Source organism: Salinirussus salinus, assembly GCF_009831455.1.
Classification (GTDB): Archaea; Halobacteriota; Halobacteria; order Halobacteriales; family Haloarculaceae; genus Salinirussus; species Salinirussus salinus.
On record NZ_WOWO01000003.1, the window covers coordinates 145,341 to 170,012 of the forward strand.

The following is a 24,672-nucleotide window of genomic DNA, read 5'->3' on the forward strand; positions in this document are numbered from 1 at the left end:
CGTCCGGGGCAGCGTCGAATCAATCTTCTGGAACGCGATACCCTTTTGACCGCCTGCCCCGACCTACCGGTGTGTCACTCGAGGGGGCCGCCAGGGTCGTCAGCGAACTCGCCAGCCGGGGGTACAACGCCGACCGCGAGGCCGTCACCTTGCTGGCGAACGCTCCGGACCCCGAAACCGCCCTCGAGCGCGCAGTCGAACAGGCCCCCGACGACGCGCTCAAACTCTCGACCGACCACGTCCGCGAGGCGCTCGACGGCGCGCAGTCCTCCGGTTCTCCGCCCACGCCGGCCGACGCCAGTGAGGGGCCGACGGGCGCTGCCGACCCGGACTCGACCCCCTCCATTTCGACTGGAACCGACCGAGAAAACACGCGCGACGGTGGGCGGGGTGTTCCAGTCGAAACGAAGGGGTCGGCGGTCGTCGAGACCAGCGGGGACATCGCGAGTACGGGCACCGGGGAGTACCGCGACTTCCTCGCGGTCTTCCGGGACCGCTACGAGAAACTCTCCGCGCACCTCCGGAGTCGGGTCAACCACCGGCCCGCGGCCACCATCGCCGACATGAGTCCCAGTAGCGACGCCGCCCTGGTCGGACTGGTCTCGGACATCCGCTCGACGGCCGGGGGCCACTGGCTGGTCGAACTGGAGGATACCACCGGTACCTTCCCCTGCCTGGTGATGAGCGACCGCGACTTCGCCGACGACGTCCGGGAACTGCTGTACGACGAGGTCGTCGCCGTCGAGGGGACGCTGGCCGACGACGGCGGGATCCTCTTCGTCGACGACCTCTACTTCCCCGATATCCCCCGGACCCACACCCCCTCGACGGCCGACCGCCCGGTCCGGGCCGCGCTGGTCTCGGACGTCCACGTCGGCAGCCAGGAGTTCCGGGCCGACGCCTGGGAGCGCTTTGCCGACTGGCTCCACACCGAAGAGGCCGAAGACGTCGAGTACCTCCTCGTCGGGGGGGACATGGTCGAGGGCGTCGGCGTCTACCCCGACCAGGACGAGGAGCTGGACATCGTGGACATCTACGACCAGTACGAGCGGTTCAGCGAGCACCTCAAGTCGGTGCCCGGCGACCTCGAGGTGGTCATGATCCCCGGCAACCACGACGCCGTCCGGCTGGCCGAGCCCCAGCCGGCCTTCGACGAGGAACTCCGCTCTATCATGTCGGCTCACGACGCCGAGATAGCGGCAAACCCTGCCACCGTCACCGTCGAAGGGGTGACCGTGCTGATGTACCACGGCGTCTCGCTGGACGAGGTGATCGCCGAACTCCCCGACGAGGCCGCGAGCTACGACCGGCCCCACGAGGCGATGTACCAGCTCCTGCGGAAACGCCACGTCGCACCGCAGTACGGCGGCCGGACCCGCCTGGCCCCGGAGGAGGAGGACCACCTCGTCATCGAGGAGGTGCCCGACGTCTTCCACGCCGGCCACGTCCACAAGCTGGGCTACGGCAAGTATCACGGCGTGCTCACCGTCAACTCCGCGTGCTGGCAGTCCCAGACCGCTTTCCAGGAGAGCGTCAACCTCGACCCCGACGTCGGCTACGCCCCCATCGTCGACCTCCAGACGCTCGACCTCACAGTACGGAAGTTCGTCTGAGCCGGTTACACCGGCGCCTGCAGCCCCGGCCGCGAGCGCCGTCCGAGATGCCGGCAGAGCGTGCCGCCCGAGTGAAGACTTTTCGGGCGGCGCCGCCAGGGGCGTGTATGTCCGACGACTACGACTTCGCGACGAGCGCACTCCACGTTGGCCAGGAAGAGCCCGACCCCGCCACCGGCGCGCGCGCGCCGCCCATCTACCAGACCACCTCCTACGTCTTCGAGGACGCGGAGGACGCCGCCGCCCAGTTCGCCCTCGAGAAGCCGGGGCACATCTACTCGCGGCTGATGAACCCCACGAACGCGATGCTCGAGGAGCGGCTCGCGGCCCTCGAGGGTGGTGTGGGGGCCGTCGCCACCGCCTCCGGGATGGCCGCGCTTAACCTCGCGACCTTCCTGCTCGCGGACGCCGGCGACAACGTCGTCACCGCCTCCTCACTCTATGGGGGGACCTACACATACTACACCCACACCGCCCCCCGGCAGGGCGTGGAGGCCCGCTTTGTCGACACGCTCGATTACGACGCCTACGCCGAGAACATCGACGACGACACCGCCTACGTCCACCTGGAGACAATCGGCAACCCCGCGCTGGTGACCCCCGACATCGAGCGCATTGCGGACATCGCCCACGACCACGGCGTCCCGCTGTTCGTGGACAACACCTTCGCCACGCCCTACCTCTGCCGGCCCCTGGAGCGGGGCGCGGACCTCGTCTGGGAGTCCACCACGAAGTGGCTCCACGGCTCCGGGACGACGGTCGGCGGCGCGCTGGTCGACGGGGGGTCGTTCCCATGGGACGAGCACGCCGACCGGTTCCCCGAGGTCGCCGCCGACAACCCCGCCTACCACGGCGTCAACTTCCGGGAGCGCTTTGGCGAGGCCGCCTTTACCTACGCCGCGGTCGCCCGCGGCTGCCGGGACCTGGGCAACCAGCAGTCCCCCTTCGACGCCTGGCAGACGATGCAGGGTGTCGAGTCCCTGCCGATGCGGATGGAACGGCACTGCGAGAACGCGATGGCCGTCGCGGAGCACCTCCAGGACCACCCGGAAGTCGCCTGGGTCACCTATCCCGGCCTCGACGACCACGAGACCCACGACCTCGCCAGCGAATACCTGGAGGGTGGCTACGGCGGGATGATCACTTTCGGGCTGGAAGCCGGATACGACGCCGCGCAGGCCACCGTCGAGAACACCGAACTCGCCTCGCTGCTCGCGAACGTCGGGGACGCGAAGACGCTCGTCATCCACCCGGCCTCGACCACCCACCAGCAGCTCACCGAGGACGAACAGCGCGCCGCGGGCGTCACCCCCGACATGGTCCGGCTCTCGGTCGGGCTGGAGTCACCCGCTGACATCCTCGCCGACCTCGACCAGGCCATCGAGTCCGCGACCTGAAACCGGTCGACGACAGGAGACCGGGTCAGCGACTCACCCCTGGCCGTTCGCCAGCCGGGCGTCCTGCTGTTCGGTTCCCGTGCGCTCGCCACCGGGGCTGCTGCGGGCGCGCGGCGCTCGCCGGCTCGCGGGCGCGTCCGGAGCGCCGGCCCGAGTGTACCATCCCCGGAGCAACACCGTCACGGCGGCGCCGGCCGCGGCGCCTACGGCGACGCGGGGGTAGCTCGCGACCGCGAGGGTCGCCAGCAGGATGGCGAGCACGGCGAGGCTCCCCGCGAGGGAGGGTCGGCCGGGCCCGCGGGTCCGGGCTGCGTTCGAGAGGTCTTTCTGCATATCTACACGGAGCGTCCCGACCCACTTAATCATAATCTGAAGAACATTTCTGTAAGCGCGTTTTCTGAAACGTCTTTCTGTAAGAGTTATGACTGCTCGACGGACTCGGTTCGACCGCTGGCTGGGACGTGTGGCAGTTCCTTCGACGCCCGGGCGATATTCCTCTCGTGGAACTGATACCGCCGCCGGGTTTAGGTAGCCGGTCGGCATATCGGGATGCATGTCAGGCGACGGTGACAGCGAGCGGCTCTCCCCCGACGACGCCTTCGCCACGCTGGGCAACGAGACCCGGCTGGGGATCCTCCAGGCGCTCGGGCGGGCGGGGGAGGACCTCTCTTTCTCGGAGCTTCGCGACCGGGTCGGCGTTGCGGATTCGGGGCAGTTCAACTACCACCTGGAGCAGCTGGTCGGGCACTTCGTCCGGAAGACCGACGAGGGCTACCAGCTCCGGCGGGCCGGCCGGCGGGTCGTGGAGGCGGTGCTCTCGGGTGCGGTGACCGATGCCCCCGACCTGGACCGGACGCGGGTCGAGGAGACCTGCGAGCTCTGTGGCGCCCCCATCGAGGTGGCCCGCGACGGGGGGAGCATCGCCATGTACTGCACGGAGTGTGCCGGCCGCTACAGCCACGCCTACGGGGAGGACCGGACCGGCCGCAGGGCGGACGAGGGGTATCTCGGCCGGCTCCCCCTGCCGCCGGCGGGGCTCCGGGACCGCACGCCGACGGAAGTGCTGCGCGCGGCCTGGACGTGGGGCAACCTGGAGATCCTCGCCATCTCGGCCGGGATCTGCCCGCGGTGTTCGGCCACTGTCGACCATACGCTGCGGGTCTGTGAGGACCACGACGCCAGCGACGGGCTCTGCGCGGAGTGTCGCGGCCGGCAGGCGGTCCGGCTCACGGTCTCCTGTACCAACTGCATCTTCGGGAGCGGCGGCATCTTCAGTATCAACCTGGTCTCGAACACGCACCTGCTGGACCTGCTCACCGACCACGGCCTCAACCCCGTCGTCCCCGACTCGATCCGGCAGGTCAACGAGATACACGGGGACTACGAGGAGGAACTGCTCTCCCGGGACCCCTTCCGCGCCCGCTTCACCTTCGACGTCGACGGCGACACGCTCGGCCTCGTCGTCGACGACGACCTCGAGGTCGTCGAGGCCGAACGCTCAGAGTAGGCCCCGGCTCTCGAACAGCGCCAGCAGCTCGTCCATCGAGCCGACGACCACGTCGCAGGCGGGCTCGACGTTGGGCTTGGGCTCGAACCCCACCGCCAGGCCCGCGACCTCCAGCATCGGGAGGTCGTTGGCGCCGTCGCCGACCGCGACCGTCTCGTCGTCGCCGACGACCGCCCGCAACACCTCCAGGGCGTCGTCTTTGGTCCCCTCGATCAGCGGCCCCTCGACTTCGCCCGTGAGTGCGCCGTCCGCGACCGGCAGCCGGTTCGCCACGACCGCGTCCACCTCGACGCCCTCGCGGGCGAGTGCCGCCTCGACCCCGCGCTCGAATCCCCCGGTGAGGATGGCGACGTAGACCCCCGCCTCACGGAACGCCTCGATGACCTCGGCCGCGCCGGGGCGCAGGCGGACTTCCTCGAAGGCGGCCTCCGCGTCGGCGTCGTCCAGCCCCTCCAGCAGCGCACACCGCTCCCGGAGGCTCTCGGCATAAGCGATCTCGTCGTTCATCGCCCGCTCCGTGATCTGCTCCATCTCGTCGGCGACGCCACACCGCTGGCCGAGCAACACGGTCATCTCGGAATCGGAGAGCGTCCCGTCGAAGTCGAAGGCGACGATCATGGGCCGGGTTCGCGGCCAGGGGATTCAAAGCCGGCGGTTCCCGGCGGGGTCCGCGGACCGTCGCGTCCCGTCGCTCGCGGCCCGGCTCTACAGCCCGGGCTGCTCGACGTGGCGCCGCCAGAACGACCCTTCCAGATACCGTTTCTCGACGCCGTCCCGCCCGAGCAGGCGCGCGACGCGTCCGACCGTCGCCCACAGCGCCCGCTGGAGCCCGACCGGCGCAGCCGTCATCGTCGTCTCGTCGTGCATATCCGCGCCGACCAGCAGCGCCCGGAGCGCGCCCGGGCTGCCGTACTCCCCGTCACCGCCGCGCTCGTGGGTAGCTCCCCACGCCGTGTACAGCCCCTCGACCATCAGCATCGACGGGACCTCGGCCCGGAACGCGACGACCCCGTCGGTGTCGTTGCGGAAGGTGTGTTCGCGGCCGGGCTCGACCGTCGCCGTCTCGCCGGAAGCGAGGCGGGTCGGCTCCCCCTCGACGACCACGGTCAGCTCCCCCTCGACGGCGGTGAACGTCTCCGCCGTCGGGTGGACGTGGGCGGGTGGCCGGGCCGCGTCGGGCGCGAGCCACTGGAGCAGCTCCGGACGCTCGCCACGCTCCAGCAGGGTGGCCCAGCTCCGCCCGGCGGGGTCCGAGACCAGCGGGGCCGACGAGCGCCGGAAGAGGGCGGCAGCCCGGCCCTCGGGGTCCAGGTTCAGCACTGGCCCCGCGACCGGTTCGCCGTCGCCGTCGAGTGGCCGCCCGGTCCGCACCGTGGCCGCCTCCCCGTTTCGCTCGTGCGTCCGCGTCTGACTCATACCCGGGCTACGACCACCGTTCGGGAGACGCTTCTGTGGGGTATGGGAGGGGGATTTACAAGGGTCCCGGCGATAGCCCGCCCGTGAAACAGCTCCGGGTGACCGCCAGCGTCGACCCCGACCGGGCGCCGGCGTTTTTCGACCTGCTGGCGAACTCGCCCGGGATCACGGAGACCCGGCTGCTGGACTGGAACACCGCTGCCGACCGGGACACCGTCCTCTACGCCATCCGTGGCGACGCGACGCCGTTCACCGAGGCGGCCCCCGAGGCGCCCGCTGTCGCGTCCGTCGAGACCGCCACAGCGGGGCCCGAGTGGACCCACGCGCTCGTGGAGGTCCGAACCGCCGAGACCGAGACCTTCGACGCCGTCCGCCGGGCCCGGAGCCGGCCGGGGTTGGTCGTCCGCAAGCCCATCGTCTACCGCGAGGGGGCCATGCACTTCCGGGTGGTCGGCGACCCGGCGCCGCTGCAGGCGGCACTCGAGGCGGCTCCCGGAGGAGTCGACGTCGAGGTGGAGTCAGTCGGCCGGTTCCGCGGAGCGCCGGACGCCCCCGTGGCGGCCCTGAGCGACCGCCAGCGCGAGGCCGTCGAGGCGGCGCTGGCGGCCGGCTACTACGACCAGCCACGCGGCGCGACTCACGAGGACGTGGCAGACCGGCTGGGATGTGCGCCGGCGACGGCCAGCGACCACCTCCAGAAAGCCGAGGCCAAACTCGTCCGCGCGGCTCTCGACGACCTGCGGCCGCGCTAGTGACCGACCGGAGCCCGCGCTACCGCTCGCCGCGGACCTCGCGGTCGAACCGCGCCACGAACGCCCGCAGGAACGCCGCCCGGTCCGCGGCGATCCGGCGGCCCGCGTCGGTATACATCCGGTCGGGCAGGTCGAGCAGCTTCTTGTGGACGTGGTTGTACTGGGTCGCCCCCTCGGCGGTGTCGTCGTCCGTCGGTGGCCGGTCGGGGTCGTGGATCACTTCGCCGCGCTCCCCGCCGTAGGTGAAACACCGGGCGAGCCCGACCGCCCCCAGCGCGTCGAGGTTGTCGGCGTCACAGACCAGTTTCGCCTCCGGACTCCCGGGCTCGTGGTCGTTCGAGTACCGGTGGACCCGGACCGCGTGACAGACTGCGTCGACCCGCTCCGGGTCGACACTCCGTTTCTCGAGCAGCCGCCGGGCCTCCCGTGCACCCCACTCGGCGTGGTCGTCGACGACCCCGCGGTCCTCCCGGGACCGCCCGATGTCGTGCAGCAGGACCGCCAGCCGGACCGTCTCCGGGTCGGCGTCTCCCTCGTGCTCGGCCAGCAGCCGCTCCGCGAGCGCCTCGACGCGCTGGACGTGGTGCCAGTCGTGCGCCGGGCTCACGCTCTCGAAGTACGACCGCGCGACTGCCCGCATGTCGCCGACGAGACTCACCGCGCGCACCTCCCGGACGGCGTCATGGTGCCGGTGGATCCCCCTCGTAGCCGTCCATGTCCTGGTAGAAATTCAACATCGCGAACTTGAGTTTCCCGGGGTCGAGGTCGACCATTTCGGCGCGCTCCTCGGGCGGGAAGGCCCCGCGGACGGCGTACTCGCCCATCTCCACCTCCGCGCGCTCGGTGTAGCGGGCGTCCAGCAGCACCCGCACCCCGAAGTCCTCCGGCGAGCGGACCACCCGGCCCAGCGCCTGGCGGGTCTTCCGGACCGTCGGGACCTCGACGGCGTAGTGCCAGCCGGCGTCCTCGCCGGCGACGGTCGCGCCGACCGCCTCGTCCTCGCCGACCTCGAAGGCCCCGTCGTAGGCCTCCTGGACGGCCTCCATCCGTTCGTCGAGGTGGGGGTAGGGGACGCCCACGACGACGACGGTCCGGGCGTCGTCGCCGTCGAAGCTGACCCCCTCGCCCAGCGTCCCCCACAGCGACGTGAAGAGGACTCCGTCGTCGTCCCCGGCGAAGCGCTCGCGAAGTTCGCGCGCGGGCGTGCCCGCCTCGTCGAGATACCGGGTCCCGACGGAGACCCGCTCGTGGTAGCGGGCCGCCTCCGCGTACGAGGGGAAGAAGGCGAGCGTGTTCCCGGGGGTCATCCGGGCGGCGTCCTCCAGGACCTCCGTGACGGTCTCCTGGACGCGCCGGTCGTCGCGCCTGCTCGCGAACAGGGCGGGCCCGTCGACCGCGTAAGTCCGCCGCCGACCCTCGGGGAACTGCGGGCCGTAGGCCAGCGTTTCGGGACTCTCGAGCCCCAGCACGTCCTCGGTCACCGCGAACGGCCGCAGCGTCGCGCTCATCAGCACGCTCGCGTGCAGCGACCCGAACAGCGAACTCGTGACCTCCTCCGGGATGCAGGTGTAGAGTTCGGCGCGGCCGTAGACCTCCCCCCCACTCCGGCCGCCCTCGCTTCCCGCCCCGTCCGGCCCACCGCCGTCGCCGCCGGTGCCGGCAGCGTCTCCGCCCCTGCTGCCCTGCTCTCGCCGGACGCTCACCACGGGATACGTCCCGGCGGCGTCGCCCTCCTCCAGCCACGCGGCCAGAAACCGGGCGGCCTGGAGGGTCTGACACTCCTTGCGGACGCTCGTCTCCCCCGACCGGTAGGCGTCCTCGTAGCGCTCGTCGAGCTCCCGGCCGAGTTCGACCGCCCGGTCGAGTTCCCCCTCGACGCCCGGCCCCGTGTACGCCCGCAGGAAGGCCAGCGTGAGCTCGTCCCGGCCCTCCTCGTTGTCGACCGCGAGGTCCTCCCAGTCCTCGCCGACCGTCCGCTCGGCCGGGCTCTCGGGCCCCGAGAGCGCCTCGCCGTAGGCCGTCGCGAGCGCGTCCCGGAACGTCGAGAGGACGTTCTCGGCAGCCTCCCGGCGGGGGTCCTCGACGCCGGTCAGCTCGTCGAGTGCCTCCTCCAGCGTGGTCTCGGTCAGGGTCCGCCGGGCGTGCTCGCGGGCGGCGTCCTCGACGTTGTGGGCCTCGTCGAAGACCGCGATGACGTCCTCGGGGTCCCGGCCCAGCCACCGGAAGAACTGCTCGCGGATGACCGGGTCCAGCAGGTGGTGGTAGTTGCAGACGACGAGGTCGACTCCCTCGACGCCCTCCTTGAGGAGTTCGTACCCGCACATCCCCGCCCCCTCGGCGTACTCGTAGATCTCGTCGGGGGTGCGGACGTCGTCGTACAGCCACGCGAAGAAGTCGTCGGTGTCGGCGGTCAGGTTTTGATAGTAGTGATCGCAGGTCGCCCGGTCGCCGAAGTCCGCCAGTTCCTCCTCGACGGCCTCGAGTTCGTCCATCACGGCGCCGCGGGCCTCGCCGGCCTCGCTGTCCCCGGCCTGGCTCTCCTCCAGGAGTTCGCGCTGTTTGCGCTCGAGCTCGGCCTGGTCGCGCTCGGTCTCGACCAGCTCGCGGGTGGTATCCCGCAGCGCCTGACACTCCTGGTAGCCGACGTCGATGTGACACATCGATGCCTTCCCGCGGAAGACGACCGCCCGGAGGTCGGTCGCGTCGGCGATGGCCGAGGCCTCCCGGCGGAACTGACGGGTCTGCTGGTGGACGTTGGTGGTGATGACGACCGTCTTGTCGGTCTCGCGGGCGTGTTCCAGGGCGGGAGCCAGCGCCGCCAGCGTCTTCCCGGTCCCGGTCGCCCCCTCGAAGAGGACGTCCGTCCCCGCCTCCAGCGCCTCGTGGATGGTCCCCATCGCCTCCCGCTGGTGGTCGTAGGGCTCGTCGTAGGGGAAAAAGCGCAGGTAGGAGGGCGACGAGCCCGCCGGGGGCCCCGAGGTCTCTGACACACCGGGGGTTGTGCGCTCCCGGATATAAACTCCGGCCCCGGGGCGGATGTGGACGCCCCCGGAGCGGGTGTCGGGCCGGGGCTTCGCTCTCCCGAGTCACCGCGAGCCGGTGTCGACCCGCGGGTCCAGCGCCCGGTAGGAGAGGTCCTGGACGACGCTTCCGACGACCCCGACGCCGATGATGACGACCGTTCCGCCGAGCACGACCGGGAGGTCACGGCTCTCGATGGCCCTGACGAGCACGAGCCCGAGCCCCTCGATGCCGAACAGGGCCTCGATGACGAAGACCGCGAGCACGAGCAGCGTGAGCACCTCGGTGAAGAGCATCGACACCACGGGGATGGCGGCGTTGCGGAGCACGTGGACCGCGACCCGGCGCTCGCTCGCGCCCTTCGCGCGCACCAGGTCGACGAACTCCGCGGTCGCGTACTCCCGGCCGTAGGCCCGCGTGTAACTCGCGTACCCGCCCAGCAGCGCCGTCGTCGTCAGCAGCACCGGCAGGAGGTGCTCGAAGACCAGCGCCGACTCCCCGACGACGCCGTCGAGCGCCAGCGAGAGGACGATCCCCCCGACCCAGAAGTTCGGCAGCGCGAAGACGAGGTAGGCCGTCCCCATCCCCGTGCTCGCCAGCCGGCCCTCGGGGCGCAACGCGGCGTAAAGCCCGATGAGCAGGCCGGCCACGACCGCCAGCGCGACCGCCGGGAGAACGTACATCGCGGTCCGGGTCGCGGCGTCGACCACGAGCGAGAACGCGGGCTCGCCGGTGGCAAACGACGGTCCCCAGTCCAGCGTCACCATGTTGCCGAGCCAGTCGAGATACTGGTCAAGCAGCGGGCGGTCCAGCCCGCGGGAGGCCAGATACTCCTGGCGGAGGGTCTCGACCGACGTCTCCGAGGCGCCACTCCACCTGGCCAGCCCGACCTCTTCCTGTAACACCCAGTCGCCCGTCAGCGTGAAGAGGGCGAACACCGTCGTCAGCACGCCCCAGACGGCCACCAGTCCCAGACCGACCCGCTTCGCGACCACGCCCCCGACGGTCACAGCGACCACCGACGCCGTGGACGGACATCCGTGCGTGCACGCTCTCTGGAGGGCATACCGCGTGTCTGTCACCCGACGCTCAAAAAAATGCATCCATACCGGTAGCCACGGTGACAAAAAACGTTTAGGGTGTTGGCCACTCCCCCCGTGTATCCCTCCATGCCCTCCCCGTCCGCCGACCCTCCGGAGTTCAAGCAGGTCCCGTGGGACGAGGTCGAGCCGCCCCGCCGGCTGCTCACCGCCGAGCGGGCCGTCCTCGTCGCCGGCCTGGCCGCCGTCGCGGCACTGCTCGCGTACGACCTGACCGTCGAACCGCCGACGCTCGCCGCCGGCTGGGACGTCTCGCAGATCGAGTGGGGCGTCCTGGTCTCGGCGGTCGTCCTGCTCGCCTACGGGCTGGTCCCGGTGTTGCGCCGGCGGGCCGGGCTCCGGCGGGTGCTCGGCCGGCTCCGCTCGCGGCCGGCCGCCCTCGCCGCCGCGGCCTTCCTGACCCTCTTCGCGCTCGTCGCGCTTCTCGGACCGGTCGTCCTCTCCCGCCCCCGGCTCCAGTTCCAGCATGCCTTCCACCCGCCGGTGGGCTTCTCGACGGGGGTCGACGTCTACCAGTGTGTCGGCGAGACGACCGGCTCGGTGTTCGAACAGCGGTGTCACGGCACGATGGAGTTTCCGCTTGGAACCAACCGCCGGGGCCACCCGGTGGGTCACCTGCTCGTCAACGGCGCCCGGACCGCCCTGAACGTGCTCCTGGTGACGGCGGCGCTGGTCGTCCCCGTGGCCGTGCTCACCGGTCTCGTCGCCGGCACCCGCGGCGGCCTCGTCGACGACCTCCTGATGGCCTACGTCGACGTCCAGATCTCTGTCCCTGCGGTCATGGTCTACTTCATCGGCTTCGTCTACCTGGGCCCCTCGCTGCTGTTGCTCGTGGTCGCCTTCGGCCTCTTCAGCTGGGGCGGGATCGCCCGGCTGGTCCGCAGCGAGGTGCTCCAGCGCCGCGAGAGCGGCTACGTCACCGTCGCCGAGAGCCTGGGGGCCTCCCGCTCCTACATCGCCCGCAGACACGTCCTCCCGAACGTCACCAGCACGGTCGTCCCGGCGGTGTTCCAGCTGCTCGCCCTGCTGGTGCTGGTCGAGGCCGGCGTGGCCTTTCTGGGCTTTCACGACATCCAGGTCTACTCCTGGGGCGCGACGATAAGCGAGGGGCTCAACGCCGTGGTGGCCGGCCAGGTCCAGAACCGGGCGCAGGTGCCCGCCTACCGGATCTGGTGGGTGTCGACGTTCCCGGCGCTGGCGCTGGCGGCGACGATGCTCTCGCTGAAGCTGCTCGGCGACGCCCTCCGGGACGCGCTGGACCCGCGGGGTGGTGAGGAATGACCGACCCGTTGCTCGCCGTCGAGGGGCTGGAGACGACCGTCCCGGCTGACGGGGGGACGGTCCGGGCGGTCGACGGCGTCGACTTCACCGTCGGGCGCGGCGAGACGGTCTGTCTGGTGGGCGAATCGGGGAGCGGAAAGACGCTGACCTGTCAGTCGCTGACGGGGCTGGTCCGGCCGCCGGTCGAGGTCACCGGGGGGTCGGTCCGGTTCGACGGGACCGAACTCGTCGGCGCCGGCGCGGCGACGCTGCGGCGGGTCCGCGGTGACCGGGTCGCCCACGTCTTCCAGAACCCACAGCAGGCGCTGGACCCGGTCTACACCGTCGGCGCCCAGGTCGCCGAGGCGCTGACCGTCCACCGCGACGTCGGTGACGCGGCCGCCCGCGAGCGGGCGGTCGACCTGCTCGACCGCGTGGGGATCCCCCGGGCGGACGTCCGGGTCGACGACTACCCCCACGAGTTCTCCGGCGGGATGCGCCAGCGGGTCGCCATCGCGGTCGCACTCGCGGCCGACCCCGACCTCGTCGTCGCCGACGAGCCTACCACTGCGGTCGACGTGACCGTCCAGGCCCGCTTGCTGGAACTGCTCGGCGACGTGACCGCCGACGGGACCGCCCTCCTGCTCGTGACCCACGACCTCCGGGTGGTGGCCGCCCTCGCCGACCGCGTGCTCGCGATGTACGGCGGCACCGTCGTCGAGCGCGGCCCCGTCGGACGGGTGTTCGAGGCGCCCGCCCACCCCTACACCCAGGCGCTGTTCGACAGCTTCCGGACTGGCGGGGGCCCACCGGCGGAACCCGCGGCCGACCGCGACGCCCGCGCCCGGGAGGACCTCCCCGCGGACGGCTGCCGGTTCCGCGGGGAGTGCCCCCACGCCGTCGAGGCGTGTGCCGGCGGCGACCAGCCGTCCTTCCACGCTGTCGACGGGGCCGCCGCTCCGGCCGACCGCGACGGCCACGCCGCCTCGTGTGTCTACTACGGTCCTGATCGGGATCCCGCGCGGGTCCTCGCGGACAGCGCCTCGCTGTCCGGGGGTGAGGGGGATGACTGACGGCGCGAGCGGCGCCGGGCGCGACGGGGACGGCGACCCGCTGCTCGCCGTCGAGGACCTGGAGACCCACTACCCCGTCACCGAGGGCTGGCTCCGCCGCGAGGTCGGCCGGGTCCGGGCGGTCGACGGCGTGAGCTTCCGGGTCGGGCGCGGGGAAGCGTTCGGGCTGGTCGGCGAATCGGGGAGCGGCAAGACGACGCTCGCGCACACGCTGCTGGGTCTGGAGGAGCCCACCGCCGGCGAGGTCCGCTTCGACGGTCAGGCGGTCGGGGAGCGCTCGGGGGCGGCCCTGCGGACCTTCCGCCGGCGCGCCCAGCTGGTCGTCCAGGACCCCACCGACGCGTTCAACCCCCGGATGCGCGTCGGCGAGGCCGTCGCCGAGCCGCTCGCGGTCCACGGGGTCGACGACGCCGACCGCCGCGAGACCATCGTCGCGGACCTGCTCGAACGGGTCGGGCTCGACCCGGCGGACGCCGGCCAGTACCCCCACGAGTTCTCCACGGGCGAGCAACAGCGGATCGCCATCGCGCGGGCGCTCGTGCTCGACCCGGACCTGCTCGTGCTCGACGAGCCGACGAGCGCGCTGGACGGCCGCACCCGGACCGACATCCTCGCCCTGCTGGAGCGGGTCCGCCGGGACTTCGGCGTCGCGATGCTGGTCGTCAGCCACGACATCGACGTCGTCCGGCAGTTCTGCGAGCGGGTGGCGGTGATGTACCTCGGGGAGTTCGTCGAGAGAGGGCCCGTCGACGCCGTCCTCGCGGAGCCCGCCCACCCCTACACGCGGGTGCTGCTCGACTCCGTGCCCAGCCTGGACCCGGCGGCCGACCCGGTCGCGCGCCCGCTGACCGAGACGATGCCCGAGCCCGCCGACCCGCCCGACGGCTGTCGGTTCCACACCCGGTGTCCCGCGGTGATCCCCCCCGAGGACCTCGACCTCCCGGAGTCGCTGTGGCGCTCGCTCGCGGCGTTTCGCTTTTCGGTCGCGGCCGGCGACCTCCCCGCCGCGGAGGGGCCGGCACCGTTGCGGGCGGCCTTCGACCTTCCCGACCCGGTCCCCGACGGGGACGTCGAGGCGGCGGTCGCCGACGCGCTCGCCGCGCTCGACCGCGAGGACGGCGAGCGGGACCGCGAGGCCGCCGCGGACCGGCTGGCGGAGGCGCTCCCGACGGTCTGCGCGCAGGCCGTCCCCGAGGAGGTCGAGGTGGAGGGCCGGCCGGTCGCCTGTCACCGCTACGACCCGGAGATGGCCGGCGAGCCACGGCCGCGGTGACGGGGAGCGCGGCCGCTCCGCGTTCGGGGGGCGGCGCGAAAAAGCGGACCGCGGTGGGGGGTTACTGCCCGACGTCGGTCGCCCGCTCGACGACTTCCGCGCCGTACAGGTCGGCGAGGTCGTCGTGCTGGTCGGGGCGGTTCTCGTAGACGTCCTGGAACAGCGTGATCGGGGTCTGCAGCGCCTGGTAGGTGGCCTCGTCCCACATCCGGTCGCGGCTGACCTCGACCTCGACGCCGTCGACCCGGACGGTGGCGGCCTGGGTCATCGCGATGGCGCCCTTGCCGGCCTCCTTGGCGGCCTCGAACTCCTCCATCGAGTCGACGATGTCGTCCATGCTCGGGACGTAGGAGACCAGGTCGAGCAGCTCCTCCTGGAGCTGTTCGCCGGTGACCTCGCGCTCGTCGCCGCCGACCTCGAGTTCGTAGCGGTCATCGCCGAGTTCCTCGAGTTCGATCCGGTCGCCGGCGTAGACCTCGACGCCGTCCTCGCTTTCCAGTTCGACCTCGCGGCCGTCGGCGTCGATGGTCCAGTACCCCTCCGCGGGCGGGAGCGGCGACTTGTTGGCCTCGACGACCTGGCCCGGGGTGAGCGACCAGATGCCCAGCATCCCCTTGGCCTGGTTGTCGGTCATCCGCTCGTGGTAGCCCTCGATGTCGCGGATGTCGTCGTAGGGGCCGTCGACGGCGATGAGGCCGGCGGCGCTGGCTCCCCGGGAGGTGTTGTGGCGGAGTTCCGGCCACGGCGGGAGCTCGCCCGTGGGGGTGATGGCGCGCATGTCCTTGGTGTAGTCGACCTCGCCGTCGACGAGCAGGAACATCCGCTGGAGGTTGTTGGTGGGCTTGCCGATCTCGTCGCGCAGTTTGCCCATCGCGAGTTCGGCGGAGCCGCTCTCGATGATGACCGACATCTTCAGGCTGCCCTCCTCGAGGCCGTGCTCGTTCTCGACGATGGTGAAGAACTCGTCGGCCTTCTTCCAGTCGTCGATGTCGCCGACCTCGGGGATGACGAAGCCGTCGAGGTTCTCGACGGCCCCGTTAGCGGGGTCGGCGATCTCGAGCATGTGCTGGAAGCCCTGGTAGCGGGTCTCGGGGCTGTCGCGGTGCCAGACCACGCGGGGGTGGACCTCGCCGGGGAAGTCGGCGCCCTCCTCGGCGAGCACGTCGATGATATTCTGTGCGCCCTCGTCGCGCATGTTGGGCGCGGTGGCGTCCTCGTTGTCCGGGACCCAGACGTCCGGGGCCTCCATCCCCCGGAGTCCGGCGGCCTGTCGCAGCATCTTCGCGGTGTCCTCCTCGCCCTCGACGGCGGTCGGCGTGGTGAAGAAGGACCGAACGAACTTCCGGTCGTGGATGCGCTCGTCGACACTCATGAGAGTCACTCGGTGAGAGCGGCCGGCGAGTAATAAACCCCACCGGATCGACTCCAGCGCGGCCCTGCCGGCCGAACCGCCGGTCAGGGGTCGACGGCCTCGATGGCCGACAGACACCGCTCCAGCAGGTCGTCGCCGCGGTAGACTACCTGGCCGTCCTCCGGGTCGTAGTGGACCGCCCCCATCTCCGCCAGCTTGGGGAGGAAGACGTGATGAAGCTTCACGCGCAGCGCGTCGACCTCGTGGGTGCGTCCGTCCGGGCCCGCGACCCGCTCGGCCAGCCCGCGCACCGACAGCGACTCCCCGCGGGTGCCGGCCAGTTCGTCGACCAGCGGCCGGGCGTCCGGGTCCGCGAGCAGGGCCAGCCGGACCCCGAGCCCGCCGGCTCGGCCCCGCTTCGTCGCCCCCGTCCCGTTTTCGCGTTCTTCCATCCTGGCTGTTTGTCTCCCGTCCGAGGCGTCCGGGAAAATCGATGTCGCCTGATACACCAGGCTGCGGCCGGCGGTCAGTCTTTCTTGTCCTCGGCGGCCAGCAGCGTGTTGGAGACGACGTTGACGATGGCCCGCCGGAGCCGCTCGGTCACCGCCTGGTCGGAGATGCCCAGTTTGTCGGCGAGTTCGACGGTGGTGCAGGTTCGCGGGATGTCGTAGTAGCCGGCCTCGACGGCCAGCACGAGCGCCTCGCGCTGGCTCGGGGTCAGCCCGTACCACGGCCCGGCGTCGGGTCTGGTGGGGTTGTAGACCCGCATCACCTCGAAGGTCACGCCGTCGTCGTCGAGGTCGGCCCGGAACGACCCCAAGTCGTCGTGGGAAGCAAACCGCACCTCGAAGTCCCACTCCCGGGCGAAACCGGTCGCGTTCAGGATGCTTCCCTCGTTTCCCACGACGGCCTGGAAAAATTGGTCCGAGCCGACCGCCCAATCCATGGCGTACAGCGCCCGGTCCTCGAAGATATCGACCGCCGTGATACTGTTGACCGACTTGTGGCTCCGTATGGACGCCTCAAAGGTGTCGCTGTCGATGTCGGCACTGTAGACCCAGAACAGCGGAATCGTCCGTTCCGCAGCCGGCACGACGGCCTCCATCTCGATATGCGTACCCGCGGGCACCTGCAGGATCCGGCCCAGGTCGAACTCGTGGGCCGCGACCTCCAGTTCCACGATGACACTCATAAACGGCTACGCCTCCCGATTCTGAACCGAGGAACAAAGCATGATGCCTTGGTGTACAAAGCTATGTTACCGTGTCACAAACCTTCGTCGGCTCACCCGACAGAACTGACAGACGATCATAGAGTCGCGTGTCTGTTCACAGAGGTCTGCCGAACGTACAAAACAGGAGGAGCACAACGAACGCACGTTTTATATCTGGCATACCATGCGTATCGGTACCGGTTTACGTATTCACGCCCACCGTTACGTACGGACCCTGTACACTGGCCGTTACGGCCCCGGGCACCGCGACAGCCGGTCTCCAACGTAACGCGAGTCGCTGCACGTTCCGGGAGTATCTATGGCACCTGATATTACTGACGTGACCGACGAAGAGACGTTCGAGAGCGTCCTCGCGGCGCTGGTCAAGATTGCACACACCAACGGGATGGCCGTCGACGGCGGCTGGGAGGTCGATGGCGACGACGGCCACCCCGACTGGGACGTGGTCGTGACCGTCGTCGAGCGCGGCGACTAGACCCCGCTCGCGCCCTGGCGTGTCCCCTCTCCGGGTTCGTCCCCGTCTTCGGCCACCGGCAGTTCGAGGACGAACACCGCCCCGTCGTCGCCGGCCCCCGGTTCGCGGTCCTCGACCCATACGTCCCCGCCGTAGCTGTCGACCAGCGTCCGGACGAGATACAGCCCCAGTCCCGCCCCCTCGCTCTCCAGGCCCTTCTCGCCTTTCCCGAAGACCTCCTCTTTCCGGTCGTCGGGGACGCCGGGGCCGTTGTCCGCGACCCGGACGACCACGGATTCCTCGCCGGCCTCGACCGAGACAGTCACCTCCGGCACGTCCGCGTCGTTGTGCTGGATGGCGTTTTTCAGGAGATTGCGAACGACGGAGTCGAGCATGTCGTCGGCCAGCACCGTCACCGAGGGGACTGCCCCGTCGACGGTGACCAGCGCCCCGGGGTAGGTCGACCGGACCTCGTCGAGTTCCCGCTCCAGGGTGGCCCGGATGTCGACGGGCTGGCGCTGGCTGCCCGCCGAGAGCATCACGTCGGCCATGTCCCGCGCGGTCCGCGTGAGGTCGACCGCGTGGTCGGCCCGCTCGCGCAGGGTCTCGACGTACCCGCGGCCCTCCTCGTCGACCCGGTCGGCCAGAAGCTCCGCGTACGCGGTGACCACCTGGAGGTCGTTGCGGATGTCGTGGCGCACCACCTCGTTGAGCAGCCGCAGGCCGTCCCGCTGTTCCTCCAGGCGCTCGGTGGACCTGACGCGCTCGCTGATGTCCCGGCTCGTGGTGATGTACCCCTCCAGGGGACCGTCGGGGTCCGCGGCCGCCCCCGTCACCGCCAGCCAGATCCACTCCCCGGATTTCGTCTCGAACCGGAACTCCAGTTCCTCGTCGATGTGGCCGGTCTCCTCGGCGAGGGCCCCGAACCGCTCCGCCACGCGGTCCCGGTCGTCGGGGTGGACGTACTCCAGGATGTTCTCCCCGCGCATCTCTTCCGGGCGCCAGCCCTTGACGCGTTCGGAGCTCGGGGACTGGTAGCGCACGGTCCCGTCCTCGTCGACGACGGTGACGACGTCCGAGGTGTGGCCGATCAGCGCCCGGTACTGCTCGGCCGTCAGCTCGCCCGCCGGTAGCTCTCCCATCTCGGCGGCCGTACGCCACCGCGTAATAAATAAGACAGGACATCGGGTCGGGCGCGACCGGCGACGGCGTCGTGTGGCGGCGTTGTGGCCTGTGTCCCGCAGCCGGGCCGGTCCGGCCGCTGCTGTCCGGTCACGCGCGCCGCAAAAAAGGCGAGGACGTCGTCAGTCGTCGTCGGTCTCGCTGGTCAGCACGGAGTCGCCTTCCTCGGTGAAGCCGGCGGACTCCTCCTGACGGGCCTGGGCCTCGGGGTCGAACTTCGCCTCGATCTCCTGGAACCGCGGGACGAAGGAGAGCTCGTGGTGGCTCTCGGTCGGGTGGCCGAGGTAGCGGTCCTCGAGGTCGAACTGGGCCTGCTCGTCGTTCTCGGCGATGTTGGTGAAGTCCTCGTAGATGGCGTGGGCGCCGGAGTGCAGGGCGTACAGCGTGATGAAGATGTACTTGTAGCCCATGTCGCCGAGCTCCTGGAACGTGAGCGGGTCCTCCTCCTCGCTCCAGGCGAAACTGGAGGAGTAGTTGAAGGCCAGCTTCACGTCGGGGTGGGTCTCGTGCAGCGTCTCGGCGTACTCGATGGCGTCCTCGCGGGAGGGGTCGGGCATCTCGGGCCAGACCAGGTCGACGCCGGCGTCGGCGTAGAGCCGGCCGCGCTCGAGGTGTTCCTCCCAGTCGCCGTTCGCGGAGCCGTAGGCGTCGGTCCGGGCGATGATGACCGTGTCCTCGTCCTGCTTGGCGTCGACGGCCGCACGGAAGCGGGCCTCGGCCTCGTCGCGGGAGACGATCTTCTTGCCGGCGATGTGACCGCATCGCTTGGGCGTGGTCTGGTCCTCGATGTGGACCGCGGCGACGCCGGCCTTCTCGTACTCCCGCACCGCGCGGCGGACGTTGTGGACGCCGCCGTAGCCGGTGTCACAGTCGGCGATGACCGGCAGGTTCGTCGCCTCGACCTGGCGCTTTGCGTTCTCGACCATCTCGCGCATGTCGACCATCTCCAGGTCCGGGAAGGCGAACTGGCCCAGCACCGTCGAGTAGCCGGACATGTAGACGGCGTCGAGGTCGGCCATCTCGGCCAGCCGGGCGTCCAGCGCGTCGTAGGTGCCCGGCGCGAAGACGTAGTCCTGGTTGTTCAGCATGTCCCGGAACTCCCGTGCCGCTTCGTTGTCCACGTCGCGGATGTAGGGGTCCGTGCTCTTGACTCGGCTCGCAACTTCGTCGGTTCCGGAATCGTCCTGTGTCATGGTTGAGAGACCGCGATCGGGTCGCGTCTGATGCACTCGGGGAGAATCCCCTGTCGTAGAAAAATGTTATGAACTATAATGATAATATTCTTTCTAATCGGTTTAGGGTCCTAAATTGAGTGTGGTTCACACCCGTGCGACGCGGTGGCGTGGGCCGCCGGGCGGGGTGGGTCGGCGTCCGGGGGTCCCGGCCCGTCAGCTGCGGTTGTAGCCGCCGTTGACGCTGAGCACGCGGCCGGTGACCCAGGAGGCGGCGTCGCTACAGAGGAAGGTGACGGCGTCGGCGATGTCCTCGGGCTCGCCCAGCCGGTCCATCGCGTAGCTCTCGAGGATCTTCTCCTCGTACTCCTCGATCCACTCCTCGGTGGCGGGGGTGCGGGTGGTCCCCGGCGAGACGCAGTTGACCCGGACGCCGTCCTCGCCGACCTCCTGGGAGACCGTGCCCGTGAAGGAGACGTTTGCGGCCTTCGCGGCGCCGTAGACCGCGAGGCCGGGGTCGTTGCCCTTGTAGGAGTCGCTGGCGAAGTTGACGATGGCGCCCTCGCCGCGCTCGGTCATGTGCGGCAGGGCGGCGTGGGTACAGTTCATCGTCCCGTAGAAACAGACCCCGACGGCGGTGTCCCACTGTTCGGGGTCCGACTCCATGAAACTCGGGGCCGGGGTGCCGACGCCCGCGTTGTTGATGAGGTAGTCGAGTGCGCCGAACTCGTCGACGGCCGTCTCGACCATCGCCTCGGCGTCCTCGTACTCGGTGACGTCGCACTCGATGCCGACGGCGTCGACGCCGTACTCCTCGGCGACCTCTGCGGCAGTCTCTTCGGCCTCGTCGGCCTGGACGTCCGCGACGCCCACGTTCGCGCCGCTGGCCGCGAAGGACTCGCAGATCGCCTTGCCGATACCCTGTGCGCCGCCCGTGACGACGGCGGCGTCTCCCGTGAAGTCGACCTTTTCTCCGACGCTTTGTTCGCGCATACGCCCACACCACCGGCCGGTGCCCACATAAAACCGCCCCGTTTCGGTCGCCACGCGGTACCCCCTCCGCCCCGGCCGTTTGCCGGGTCGCTACTCGCCCCCGCCACCGCGGCCATCGGCGACCGCCGTCACGCCCTCCTCGACCAGTGCGTCTATCTCCCCGTCGCTCAGCCCCGCCCGCTCGCGCAGGACCGCGCGGGCGTGGGCGCCCAGTTCGGGCCCCGGATAGTCGACCCGTCCCGGCGTCTCGCTCAGTTTCGGGACGACCCCGCGCATCGCCACCTCCTCGCTTTCACTTCCCCCGCTGTCCTCCGTCGCTCCCTCGTTTCCGCCCGCGCGCTCGCGCTCGACGACCACCACGGCGTCGCGGGCGTCGAAGTGCTCGTCCTCGAAGATGTCGGCCATGTCGTAGACCGGGCCGAGCGCGGCCTCGTGGGCCTCGAAGGTCTCGACGACCTCCTCGCGGGTGCGCTCGCCGACCCACTCCGCGATCCGGGCGTCGATCTCCGCTGTGGCTGCCAGCCGGCTCTCCATGTCCGGGTACCGCTCGACGAGGTCGTCGCCGCCGACGATCCGGAGGATGCGGCGGGCGACGGCCTCCGTGCTCCCCGACAGTGCGACCCACCGGCCGTCGGCGGTCTCGTAGGTGTTGCGCGGGACGGTCATCCGCGAGGTGTTGCCGTTGCGCCGGTAGCGGTCGCCGCTGGCGTGGTACCGCGTGACGACGTCGCCCATCAGCGCGAACATCGACTCCAGGATCGAGGCGTCGATGTACTGGCCGGTCCCGCCGGCGTCGCGCCAGTACAGCGCGGCCACCGCCGCGAACGCGGAGTGCAGCGCACACACCGAGTCGGCGAGCGCGATGGGGGGAAGCGTCGGCGGCCCGTCGGCCTGCCCCGTCGAGTACGCGAAGCCGGACATGGCCTCGACAAGCGAACCGAAACCGGGCCGGTCGCTGTAGGGGCCGGTCTGGCCGAAGCCGGTCGTCCGCACCATCACCAGGCCCGGGTTCCGCTCGGAAAGCGTCTCCCAGCCGACCCCCCACTCCTCCAGCGTGCCGGGCCGGAAGGACTCGACGAGGACGTCCGCCTCCGCCACGAGGTCGGCGAAGGCCTCCCGTCCCGCCTCGTCGTTGAGGTCGAGCGGCACCGACTGCTTGTTTCGCCCGACCCAGTCCCACGAGCGGCCGTCGCCGCCGAACTGCCGGAGCGGGTCCCCGCCCTCCGGGTGTTCGACCTTCACGACCTCCGCGCCGAAGTCGCCCAGGTAGGTGGCCGCCAGCGGCCCGGCGTACAGCGATGCGGCGTCGACGACGGTCACGCCCGAAAGCGGCCCCGCCTCGCGGCCCCGCCGTGCCGTCTCCGCTCGCTCACTCATACCGTCTCTCCTCACTCGCCCCCGTCTCCGGGTGCGACGACGGTGTTGCGCAGGGTCCCGACCCCCTCGTAGGTGATGGCGACCTCCTGGCCGGGCTCCAGCAGGCCGGGGTTGGCGGGGCTCCCGAACGAAATCACGTCGCCGGGCCGGAAGGTGTACCGCTCGGAGAGGAAGGCCACCGTCTCGTAGGGGTCGAAGATCATCCAGTCGGTGGTGGCGTCCTGGCGGAGTTCGCCGCCGACGTAGGTCTCGATGTCGATCCCGCGGGGGTCGATGTCGGTCTCGATGACCGGCCCCAGCGGCGCCGACCCGTCGAAGGCCTTCCGGGCGGTCCGGCGCTCCTGGTCGAGCGCGTCCAGGTCGTTCAGCACCGTCCACCCGCGGAGGACATCCCTGACCTCGCTCTCCCCCTCCAGGTCCGTACACTCCTCGTCGACGACGGCGGCGAGTTCGCCCGCGTAGGTCAGTTCCTCGGTCCACTCCGGGTAGACGATGGGGTCGCCGGGGTGGTGCAGCGAGACCGCTGGCTTGATGAACCAGTCCGGCCGGTCGGGCACGTCGTAGTCCATCTGGTCGATCTTCTCGGCGAAGTTCCGGCCGACGCAGTAGAAGGTACCCGGCTCGCAGGGCGCGAGCAGGTCCTCCGGGCTGACCTCGTAGCTGCCGGTCCCGGTGTGCAGGGCCCCGTCGTCGTACTCGCCGGTACGGACTCCGTCGGGAGTCTCGGCGCGCGCGAGTTTCATGCGCGGCGTTCGGGGAGCGACCCTTTAGAGGCTCCGTCTCGCCGGTCCCGGCTCAGGCCCCGCCGGACGGGCTCCCGCCGGCGGCGCCACCGGCCCCGCCGGCCGACGGCTCGCCGTCCTTCTCGACCTCGACGTAGACGGTCTTGGCGTCGGGTTCGACCTCCCTGACTGCGGCCTCGACCTCGTCGATGCGGTCGTCGATCTCCCGGCCGGACATACCGGTCCGGAACGCCACGTCGACCGTGACGAGGACGCTCCGGGGCCCGAAGTAGACGGTCCGGAGGTCGACCACCCGCTCGACGTCGGCGACCCCTGCGACGGCCCCCCGAAGGTCGGCCTCGACGTCGTCGGGGAGACTCTCCCCCAGCAGCAGCCGCTTGTTCTCCCAGGCCAGCGCGACCGCGAAGCCCATCAGCATGAACCCGATCAGCAGCGCCGAGGCGGCGTCGTAGATGGGGTCGCCGAGCGTCCGGGTGAGGAAGACGCCGACGAGCGCCAGCCCGGCCCCGGCCAGCGCGATGGTGTCCTCGGTGAGCGCCGTGAGCGTGGTGGTGTCGGCGGTCTTCCGGAAAGCCTCCCGGTAGCCCGACCAGTCGTGCGCCGCCATCTGGCGTTTCATCTCCGCGCGGGCCTTCCAGAGCGCCCACGTCTCGAAGACGATCGCGCCGAGGAGGACGGCGTAGTTGACGTACACCGGGGGAAACGTCTGCCCGAACAGGGTCACCGACTCGGCGCCGCCGTGTTCGGCCGCCCCGCCCAGCGCGACCTGGACCTCGTGGAACCCGTGTTTCGTCGACTCCCAGCCCGCGATCCCGAACAGCAGGACCGACACGAGGAAGCTGTAGAAGAACTGCGCTTTCCCGTAGCCGAAGGGGTGGCGGTCGTCGGCGCTCTGTCCGCTGTACCGGATCCCGATCAGCAGGAAGACCTGGTTGCCGGTGTCGGAGATGGAGTGGTAGGTCTCCGAGAGCATCGCCGGGCTCCCCGTCAGCGTGAACCCGACGAACTTCAGGACCGCGATGGCCCCGTTCGCTATCAGCGCCGCGACGACGACCGACGTGCTCCCGGCCATACCGGGCTCTCGGCCGCCGCTCCCAAGTAGGCCGGGGGTCCGTGACCGCCGTGACACCACAATCCGCTTTTGTCCCGCAGGTGCGTACGCGGCCCCGTGCTCGTCGCGCTCGCGGACACCCATGCCACCGGCGACCCGCCGCTGACCGACCACCTCCGGGCGACGCTCCGGGACGCCGAGGCCGTGGTCCACGCCGGCGATTTCACCGCGGCGGCGACGCTCGCCGCGTTTCGCGACCTGGCCGACGACCACGGCTTCGCGTTCGCCGCGGTCCACGGCAACAGCGACAGCGCCGCCGTCCGGGCCGACCTGCCGGCGGTCCGGACGGTCGAGGCACTCGGCGAACGGTTCCTGCTCGTCCACGGCCACGAGCACGACCGGACGCGCCTGTCCGTGCTCGCACGGCAGGAAGGGGCCGGCCTGGCCGTGGTGGGACACACCCACCAGCCCGGGGTGACGCGGCTCGGGGGCTCGGGTGTCGCGCAGGGGAACCGGAGTGGGGAAGGGTCCGAAAACGGGGGTGGGGAACAACAGGGTGGATTGACGGTCGTCAATCCGGGCAGCCACGCCGACCCGCGGGGCGGCCAGCCGGCGTACGCGCGCGTCCACCGCCGGGCAGGAACGGTGGACGTCGAGTTGCGCTCGCCGGCCGGCGACGTGCTCCGAGGGGTGAGATGAGGGA

24 protein-coding genes are annotated in these 24,672 nt (G+C 70.8%); 9 read left to right on the forward strand and 15 right to left on the reverse strand.

What is annotated here, in order from left to right; translation table 11 throughout:
* The first annotated feature begins 71 nt into the window (after positions 1–71).
* Positions 72–1,613 (forward strand): DNA-directed DNA polymerase II small subunit, encoded by a 1,542-nt coding sequence (locus tag GN153_RS10645; RefSeq protein ID WP_159902559.1) that lies wholly within the window; start codon positions 72–74, stop codon positions 1,611–1,613.
* A gap of 107 nt (positions 1,614–1,720) precedes the next feature.
* A complete protein-coding gene (locus tag GN153_RS10650; RefSeq protein WP_159902561.1) occupies positions 1,721–3,010 on the forward strand; it encodes an O-acetylhomoserine aminocarboxypropyltransferase/cysteine synthase family protein in 1,290 nt (429 codons plus the stop codon).
* Positions 3,011–3,043: 33 nt separating this feature from the next.
* On the opposite strand, the gene GN153_RS10655 is transcribed toward GN153_RS10650, so the two are convergent.
* A complete protein-coding gene (locus GN153_RS10655) occupies positions 3,044–3,343 on the reverse strand; it encodes a hypothetical protein (RefSeq protein ID WP_159902563.1) in 300 nt (99 codons plus the stop codon).
* A 220-nt stretch (positions 3,344–3,563) separates the two neighbouring features.
* On the opposite strand from GN153_RS10655, the gene GN153_RS10660 reads away from it, so the two are divergent.
* On the forward strand, positions 3,564–4,517 hold the full coding sequence (locus tag GN153_RS10660) for an ArsR/SmtB family transcription factor (RefSeq protein ID WP_159902565.1): 954 nt from the start codon (positions 3,564–3,566) through the stop codon (positions 4,515–4,517).
* Here the strand turns inward: GN153_RS10660 and serB are convergent.
* On the reverse strand, positions 4,509–5,135 hold the full coding sequence (serB, locus tag GN153_RS10665) for a phosphoserine phosphatase SerB (protein WP_159902567.1): 627 nt from the start codon (positions 5,133–5,135) through the stop codon (positions 4,509–4,511). The two genes, GN153_RS10660 and serB, sit on opposite strands and share 9 nt — an antisense overlap.
* An 87-nt stretch (positions 5,136–5,222) precedes the next feature.
* Positions 5,223–5,933, reverse strand: a complete 711-nt coding sequence (locus GN153_RS10670) for a cupin domain-containing protein (RefSeq protein ID WP_159902569.1) — start codon at positions 5,931–5,933, stop codon at positions 5,223–5,225.
* A gap of 83 nt (positions 5,934–6,016) precedes the next feature.
* Between GN153_RS10670 and GN153_RS10675 the strand changes: the two genes are divergently transcribed.
* Positions 6,017–6,685 carry a helix-turn-helix domain-containing protein gene (locus GN153_RS10675; protein WP_159902571.1) on the forward strand — a complete coding sequence of 223 codons (669 nt, stop codon included), beginning with the start codon at positions 6,017–6,019 and terminating at the stop codon, positions 6,683–6,685.
* 19 nt (positions 6,686–6,704) lie between these two features.
* Here GN153_RS10675 and GN153_RS10680 read toward each other — a convergent pair whose 3' ends face one another.
* The 3 genes from GN153_RS10680 to GN153_RS10690 all read right to left on the reverse strand — a co-directional run bounded on the left by GN153_RS10680 (position 6,705) and on the right by GN153_RS10690 (position 10,716).
* A complete protein-coding gene (locus GN153_RS10680; RefSeq protein WP_159903781.1) occupies positions 6,705–7,325 on the reverse strand; it encodes an HD domain-containing protein in 621 nt (206 codons plus the stop codon).
* 40 nt (positions 7,326–7,365) lie between these two features.
* Positions 7,366–9,675, reverse strand: a complete 2,310-nt coding sequence (locus GN153_RS10685; RefSeq protein ID WP_268893126.1) for an ATP-dependent DNA helicase — start codon at positions 9,673–9,675, stop codon at positions 7,366–7,368.
* A gap of 96 nt (positions 9,676–9,771) precedes the next feature.
* Positions 9,772–10,716 carry an ABC transporter permease gene (locus GN153_RS10690; RefSeq protein WP_236544793.1) on the reverse strand — a complete coding sequence of 315 codons (945 nt, stop codon included), beginning with the start codon at positions 10,714–10,716 and terminating at the stop codon, positions 9,772–9,774.
* 159 nt (positions 10,717–10,875) lie between these two features.
* Between GN153_RS10690 and GN153_RS10695 the strand changes: the two genes are divergently transcribed.
* From GN153_RS10695 to GN153_RS10705, 3 genes are read left to right on the forward strand one after another with little or no spacing between them, the layout of a single operon-like run.
* Complete coding sequence (locus GN153_RS10695; RefSeq protein WP_159902575.1) at positions 10,876–12,087, forward strand: ABC transporter permease; 1,212 nt, start codon at positions 10,876–10,878, stop codon at positions 12,085–12,087.
* Positions 12,084–13,139, forward strand: a complete 1,056-nt coding sequence (locus GN153_RS10700) for an ABC transporter ATP-binding protein (protein ID WP_159902577.1) — start codon at positions 12,084–12,086, stop codon at positions 13,137–13,139. The genes GN153_RS10695 and GN153_RS10700 overlap by 4 nt, the downstream gene beginning before the upstream one ends.
* Entirely contained in the window at positions 13,132–14,412 is a 1,281-nt protein-coding gene (locus tag GN153_RS10705) for an oligopeptide/dipeptide ABC transporter ATP-binding protein (protein ID WP_159902579.1), read from the forward strand. Before GN153_RS10700 ends, GN153_RS10705 begins: the two co-directional genes overlap by 8 nt.
* A 61-nt stretch (positions 14,413–14,473) precedes the next feature.
* Here the strand turns inward: GN153_RS10705 and aceB are convergent, their stop codons facing one another.
* The 3 genes from aceB to GN153_RS10720 form a co-directional block, all read right to left on the reverse strand.
* On the reverse strand, positions 14,474–15,784 hold the full coding sequence (gene aceB / locus GN153_RS10710) for a malate synthase AceB (RefSeq protein ID WP_159902581.1): 1,311 nt from the start codon (positions 15,782–15,784) through the stop codon (positions 14,474–14,476).
* Positions 15,785–15,867: 83 nt separating this feature from the next.
* Entirely contained in the window at positions 15,868–16,215 is a 348-nt protein-coding gene (locus tag GN153_RS10715; protein WP_159902583.1) for a DUF7344 domain-containing protein, read from the reverse strand.
* Between the two features lie 74 nt (positions 16,216–16,289).
* On the reverse strand, positions 16,290–16,955 hold the full coding sequence (locus tag GN153_RS10720; protein WP_159902585.1) for a helix-turn-helix domain-containing protein: 666 nt from the start codon (positions 16,953–16,955) through the stop codon (positions 16,290–16,292).
* A 340-nt stretch (positions 16,956–17,295) separates the two neighbouring features.
* Here GN153_RS10720 and GN153_RS17525 point away from each other — a divergent pair, with 340 nt between their 5' ends.
* The gene (locus GN153_RS17525; RefSeq protein WP_201287875.1) at positions 17,296–17,472 is read left to right on the forward strand and encodes a hypothetical protein; all 177 of its coding nucleotides are present in this window, start codon (positions 17,296–17,298) and stop codon (positions 17,470–17,472) included.
* Here the strand turns inward: GN153_RS17525 and GN153_RS10725 are convergent.
* From GN153_RS10725 to GN153_RS10750, 6 genes are all read right to left on the reverse strand, one after another.
* Complete coding sequence (locus GN153_RS10725) at positions 17,469–18,593, reverse strand: PAS domain S-box protein (RefSeq protein WP_159902587.1); 1,125 nt, start codon at positions 18,591–18,593, stop codon at positions 17,469–17,471. The two genes, GN153_RS17525 and GN153_RS10725, sit on opposite strands and share 4 nt — an antisense overlap.
* A gap of 162 nt (positions 18,594–18,755) precedes the next feature.
* A complete protein-coding gene (locus GN153_RS10730; RefSeq protein ID WP_159902589.1) occupies positions 18,756–19,826 on the reverse strand; it encodes an isocitrate lyase/PEP mutase family protein in 1,071 nt (356 codons plus the stop codon).
* A gap of 195 nt (positions 19,827–20,021) precedes the next feature.
* Positions 20,022–20,798 (reverse strand): SDR family NAD(P)-dependent oxidoreductase, encoded by a 777-nt coding sequence (locus tag GN153_RS10735; RefSeq protein ID WP_159902591.1) that lies wholly within the window; start codon positions 20,796–20,798, stop codon positions 20,022–20,024.
* 90 nt (positions 20,799–20,888) lie between these two features.
* On the reverse strand, positions 20,889–22,175 hold the full coding sequence (locus GN153_RS10740; RefSeq protein ID WP_159902593.1) for a CaiB/BaiF CoA transferase family protein: 1,287 nt from the start codon (positions 22,173–22,175) through the stop codon (positions 20,889–20,891).
* 11 nt (positions 22,176–22,186) lie between these two features.
* Entirely contained in the window at positions 22,187–22,918 is a 732-nt protein-coding gene (locus GN153_RS10745; RefSeq protein WP_159902595.1) for a fumarylacetoacetate hydrolase family protein, read from the reverse strand.
* A 52-nt stretch (positions 22,919–22,970) separates the two neighbouring features.
* Entirely contained in the window at positions 22,971–23,990 is a 1,020-nt protein-coding gene (locus GN153_RS10750; RefSeq protein WP_159902597.1) for a cation diffusion facilitator family transporter, read from the reverse strand.
* A gap of 96 nt (positions 23,991–24,086) precedes the next feature.
* Here GN153_RS10750 and GN153_RS10755 point away from each other — a divergent pair, with 96 nt between their 5' ends.
* Positions 24,087–24,668 (forward strand): metallophosphoesterase family protein, encoded by a 582-nt coding sequence (locus tag GN153_RS10755; RefSeq protein ID WP_159902599.1) that lies wholly within the window; start codon positions 24,087–24,089, stop codon positions 24,666–24,668.
* Positions 24,669–24,672: the final 4 nt, after the last annotated feature.

Coding starts and splice junctions, on each gene's coding strand:
- GN153_RS10695 (WP_159902575.1), top strand. CDS start 10,876: ATGCCCTCCCCGTCCGCCGACCCTCCGGAGTTCAAGCAGGTCCCGTGG.
- GN153_RS10735 (WP_159902591.1), bottom strand. CDS start 20,798: ATGCGCGAACAAAGCGTCGGAGAAAAGGTCGACTTCACGGGAGACGCC.
- GN153_RS10715 (WP_159902583.1), bottom strand. CDS start 16,215: ATGGAAGAACGCGAAAACGGGACGGGGGCGACGAAGCGGGGCCGAGCC.
- GN153_RS10650 (WP_159902561.1), top strand. CDS start 1,721: ATGTCCGACGACTACGACTTCGCGACGAGCGCACTCCACGTTGGCCAG.
- GN153_RS10725 (WP_159902587.1), bottom strand. CDS start 18,593: ATGGGAGAGCTACCGGCGGGCGAGCTGACGGCCGAGCAGTACCGGGCG.
- GN153_RS10745 (WP_159902595.1), bottom strand. CDS start 22,918: ATGAAACTCGCGCGCGCCGAGACTCCCGACGGAGTCCGTACCGGCGAG.
- GN153_RS10750 (WP_159902597.1), bottom strand. CDS start 23,990: ATGGCCGGGAGCACGTCGGTCGTCGTCGCGGCGCTGATAGCGAACGGG.
- GN153_RS10720 (WP_159902585.1), bottom strand. CDS start 16,955: ATGAGTGTCATCGTGGAACTGGAGGTCGCGGCCCACGAGTTCGACCTG.
- GN153_RS10730 (WP_159902589.1), bottom strand. CDS start 19,826: ATGACACAGGACGATTCCGGAACCGACGAAGTTGCGAGCCGAGTCAAG.
- aceB (WP_159902581.1), bottom strand. CDS start 15,784: ATGAGTGTCGACGAGCGCATCCACGACCGGAAGTTCGTTCGGTCCTTC.
- GN153_RS10660 (WP_159902565.1), top strand. CDS start 3,564: ATGTCAGGCGACGGTGACAGCGAGCGGCTCTCCCCCGACGACGCCTTC.
- GN153_RS10670 (WP_159902569.1), bottom strand. CDS start 5,933: ATGAGTCAGACGCGGACGCACGAGCGAAACGGGGAGGCGGCCACGGTG.
- GN153_RS10700 (WP_159902577.1), top strand. CDS start 12,084: ATGACCGACCCGTTGCTCGCCGTCGAGGGGCTGGAGACGACCGTCCCG.
- GN153_RS17525 (WP_201287875.1), top strand. CDS start 17,296: ATGGCACCTGATATTACTGACGTGACCGACGAAGAGACGTTCGAGAGC.
- GN153_RS10740 (WP_159902593.1), bottom strand. CDS start 22,175: ATGAGTGAGCGAGCGGAGACGGCACGGCGGGGCCGCGAGGCGGGGCCG.
- GN153_RS10655 (WP_159902563.1), bottom strand. CDS start 3,343: ATGCAGAAAGACCTCTCGAACGCAGCCCGGACCCGCGGGCCCGGCCGA.
- serB (WP_159902567.1), bottom strand. CDS start 5,135: ATGATCGTCGCCTTCGACTTCGACGGGACGCTCTCCGATTCCGAGATG.
- GN153_RS10680 (WP_159903781.1), bottom strand. CDS start 7,325: ATGCGGGCAGTCGCGCGGTCGTACTTCGAGAGCGTGAGCCCGGCGCAC.
- GN153_RS10705 (WP_159902579.1), top strand. CDS start 13,132: ATGACTGACGGCGCGAGCGGCGCCGGGCGCGACGGGGACGGCGACCCG.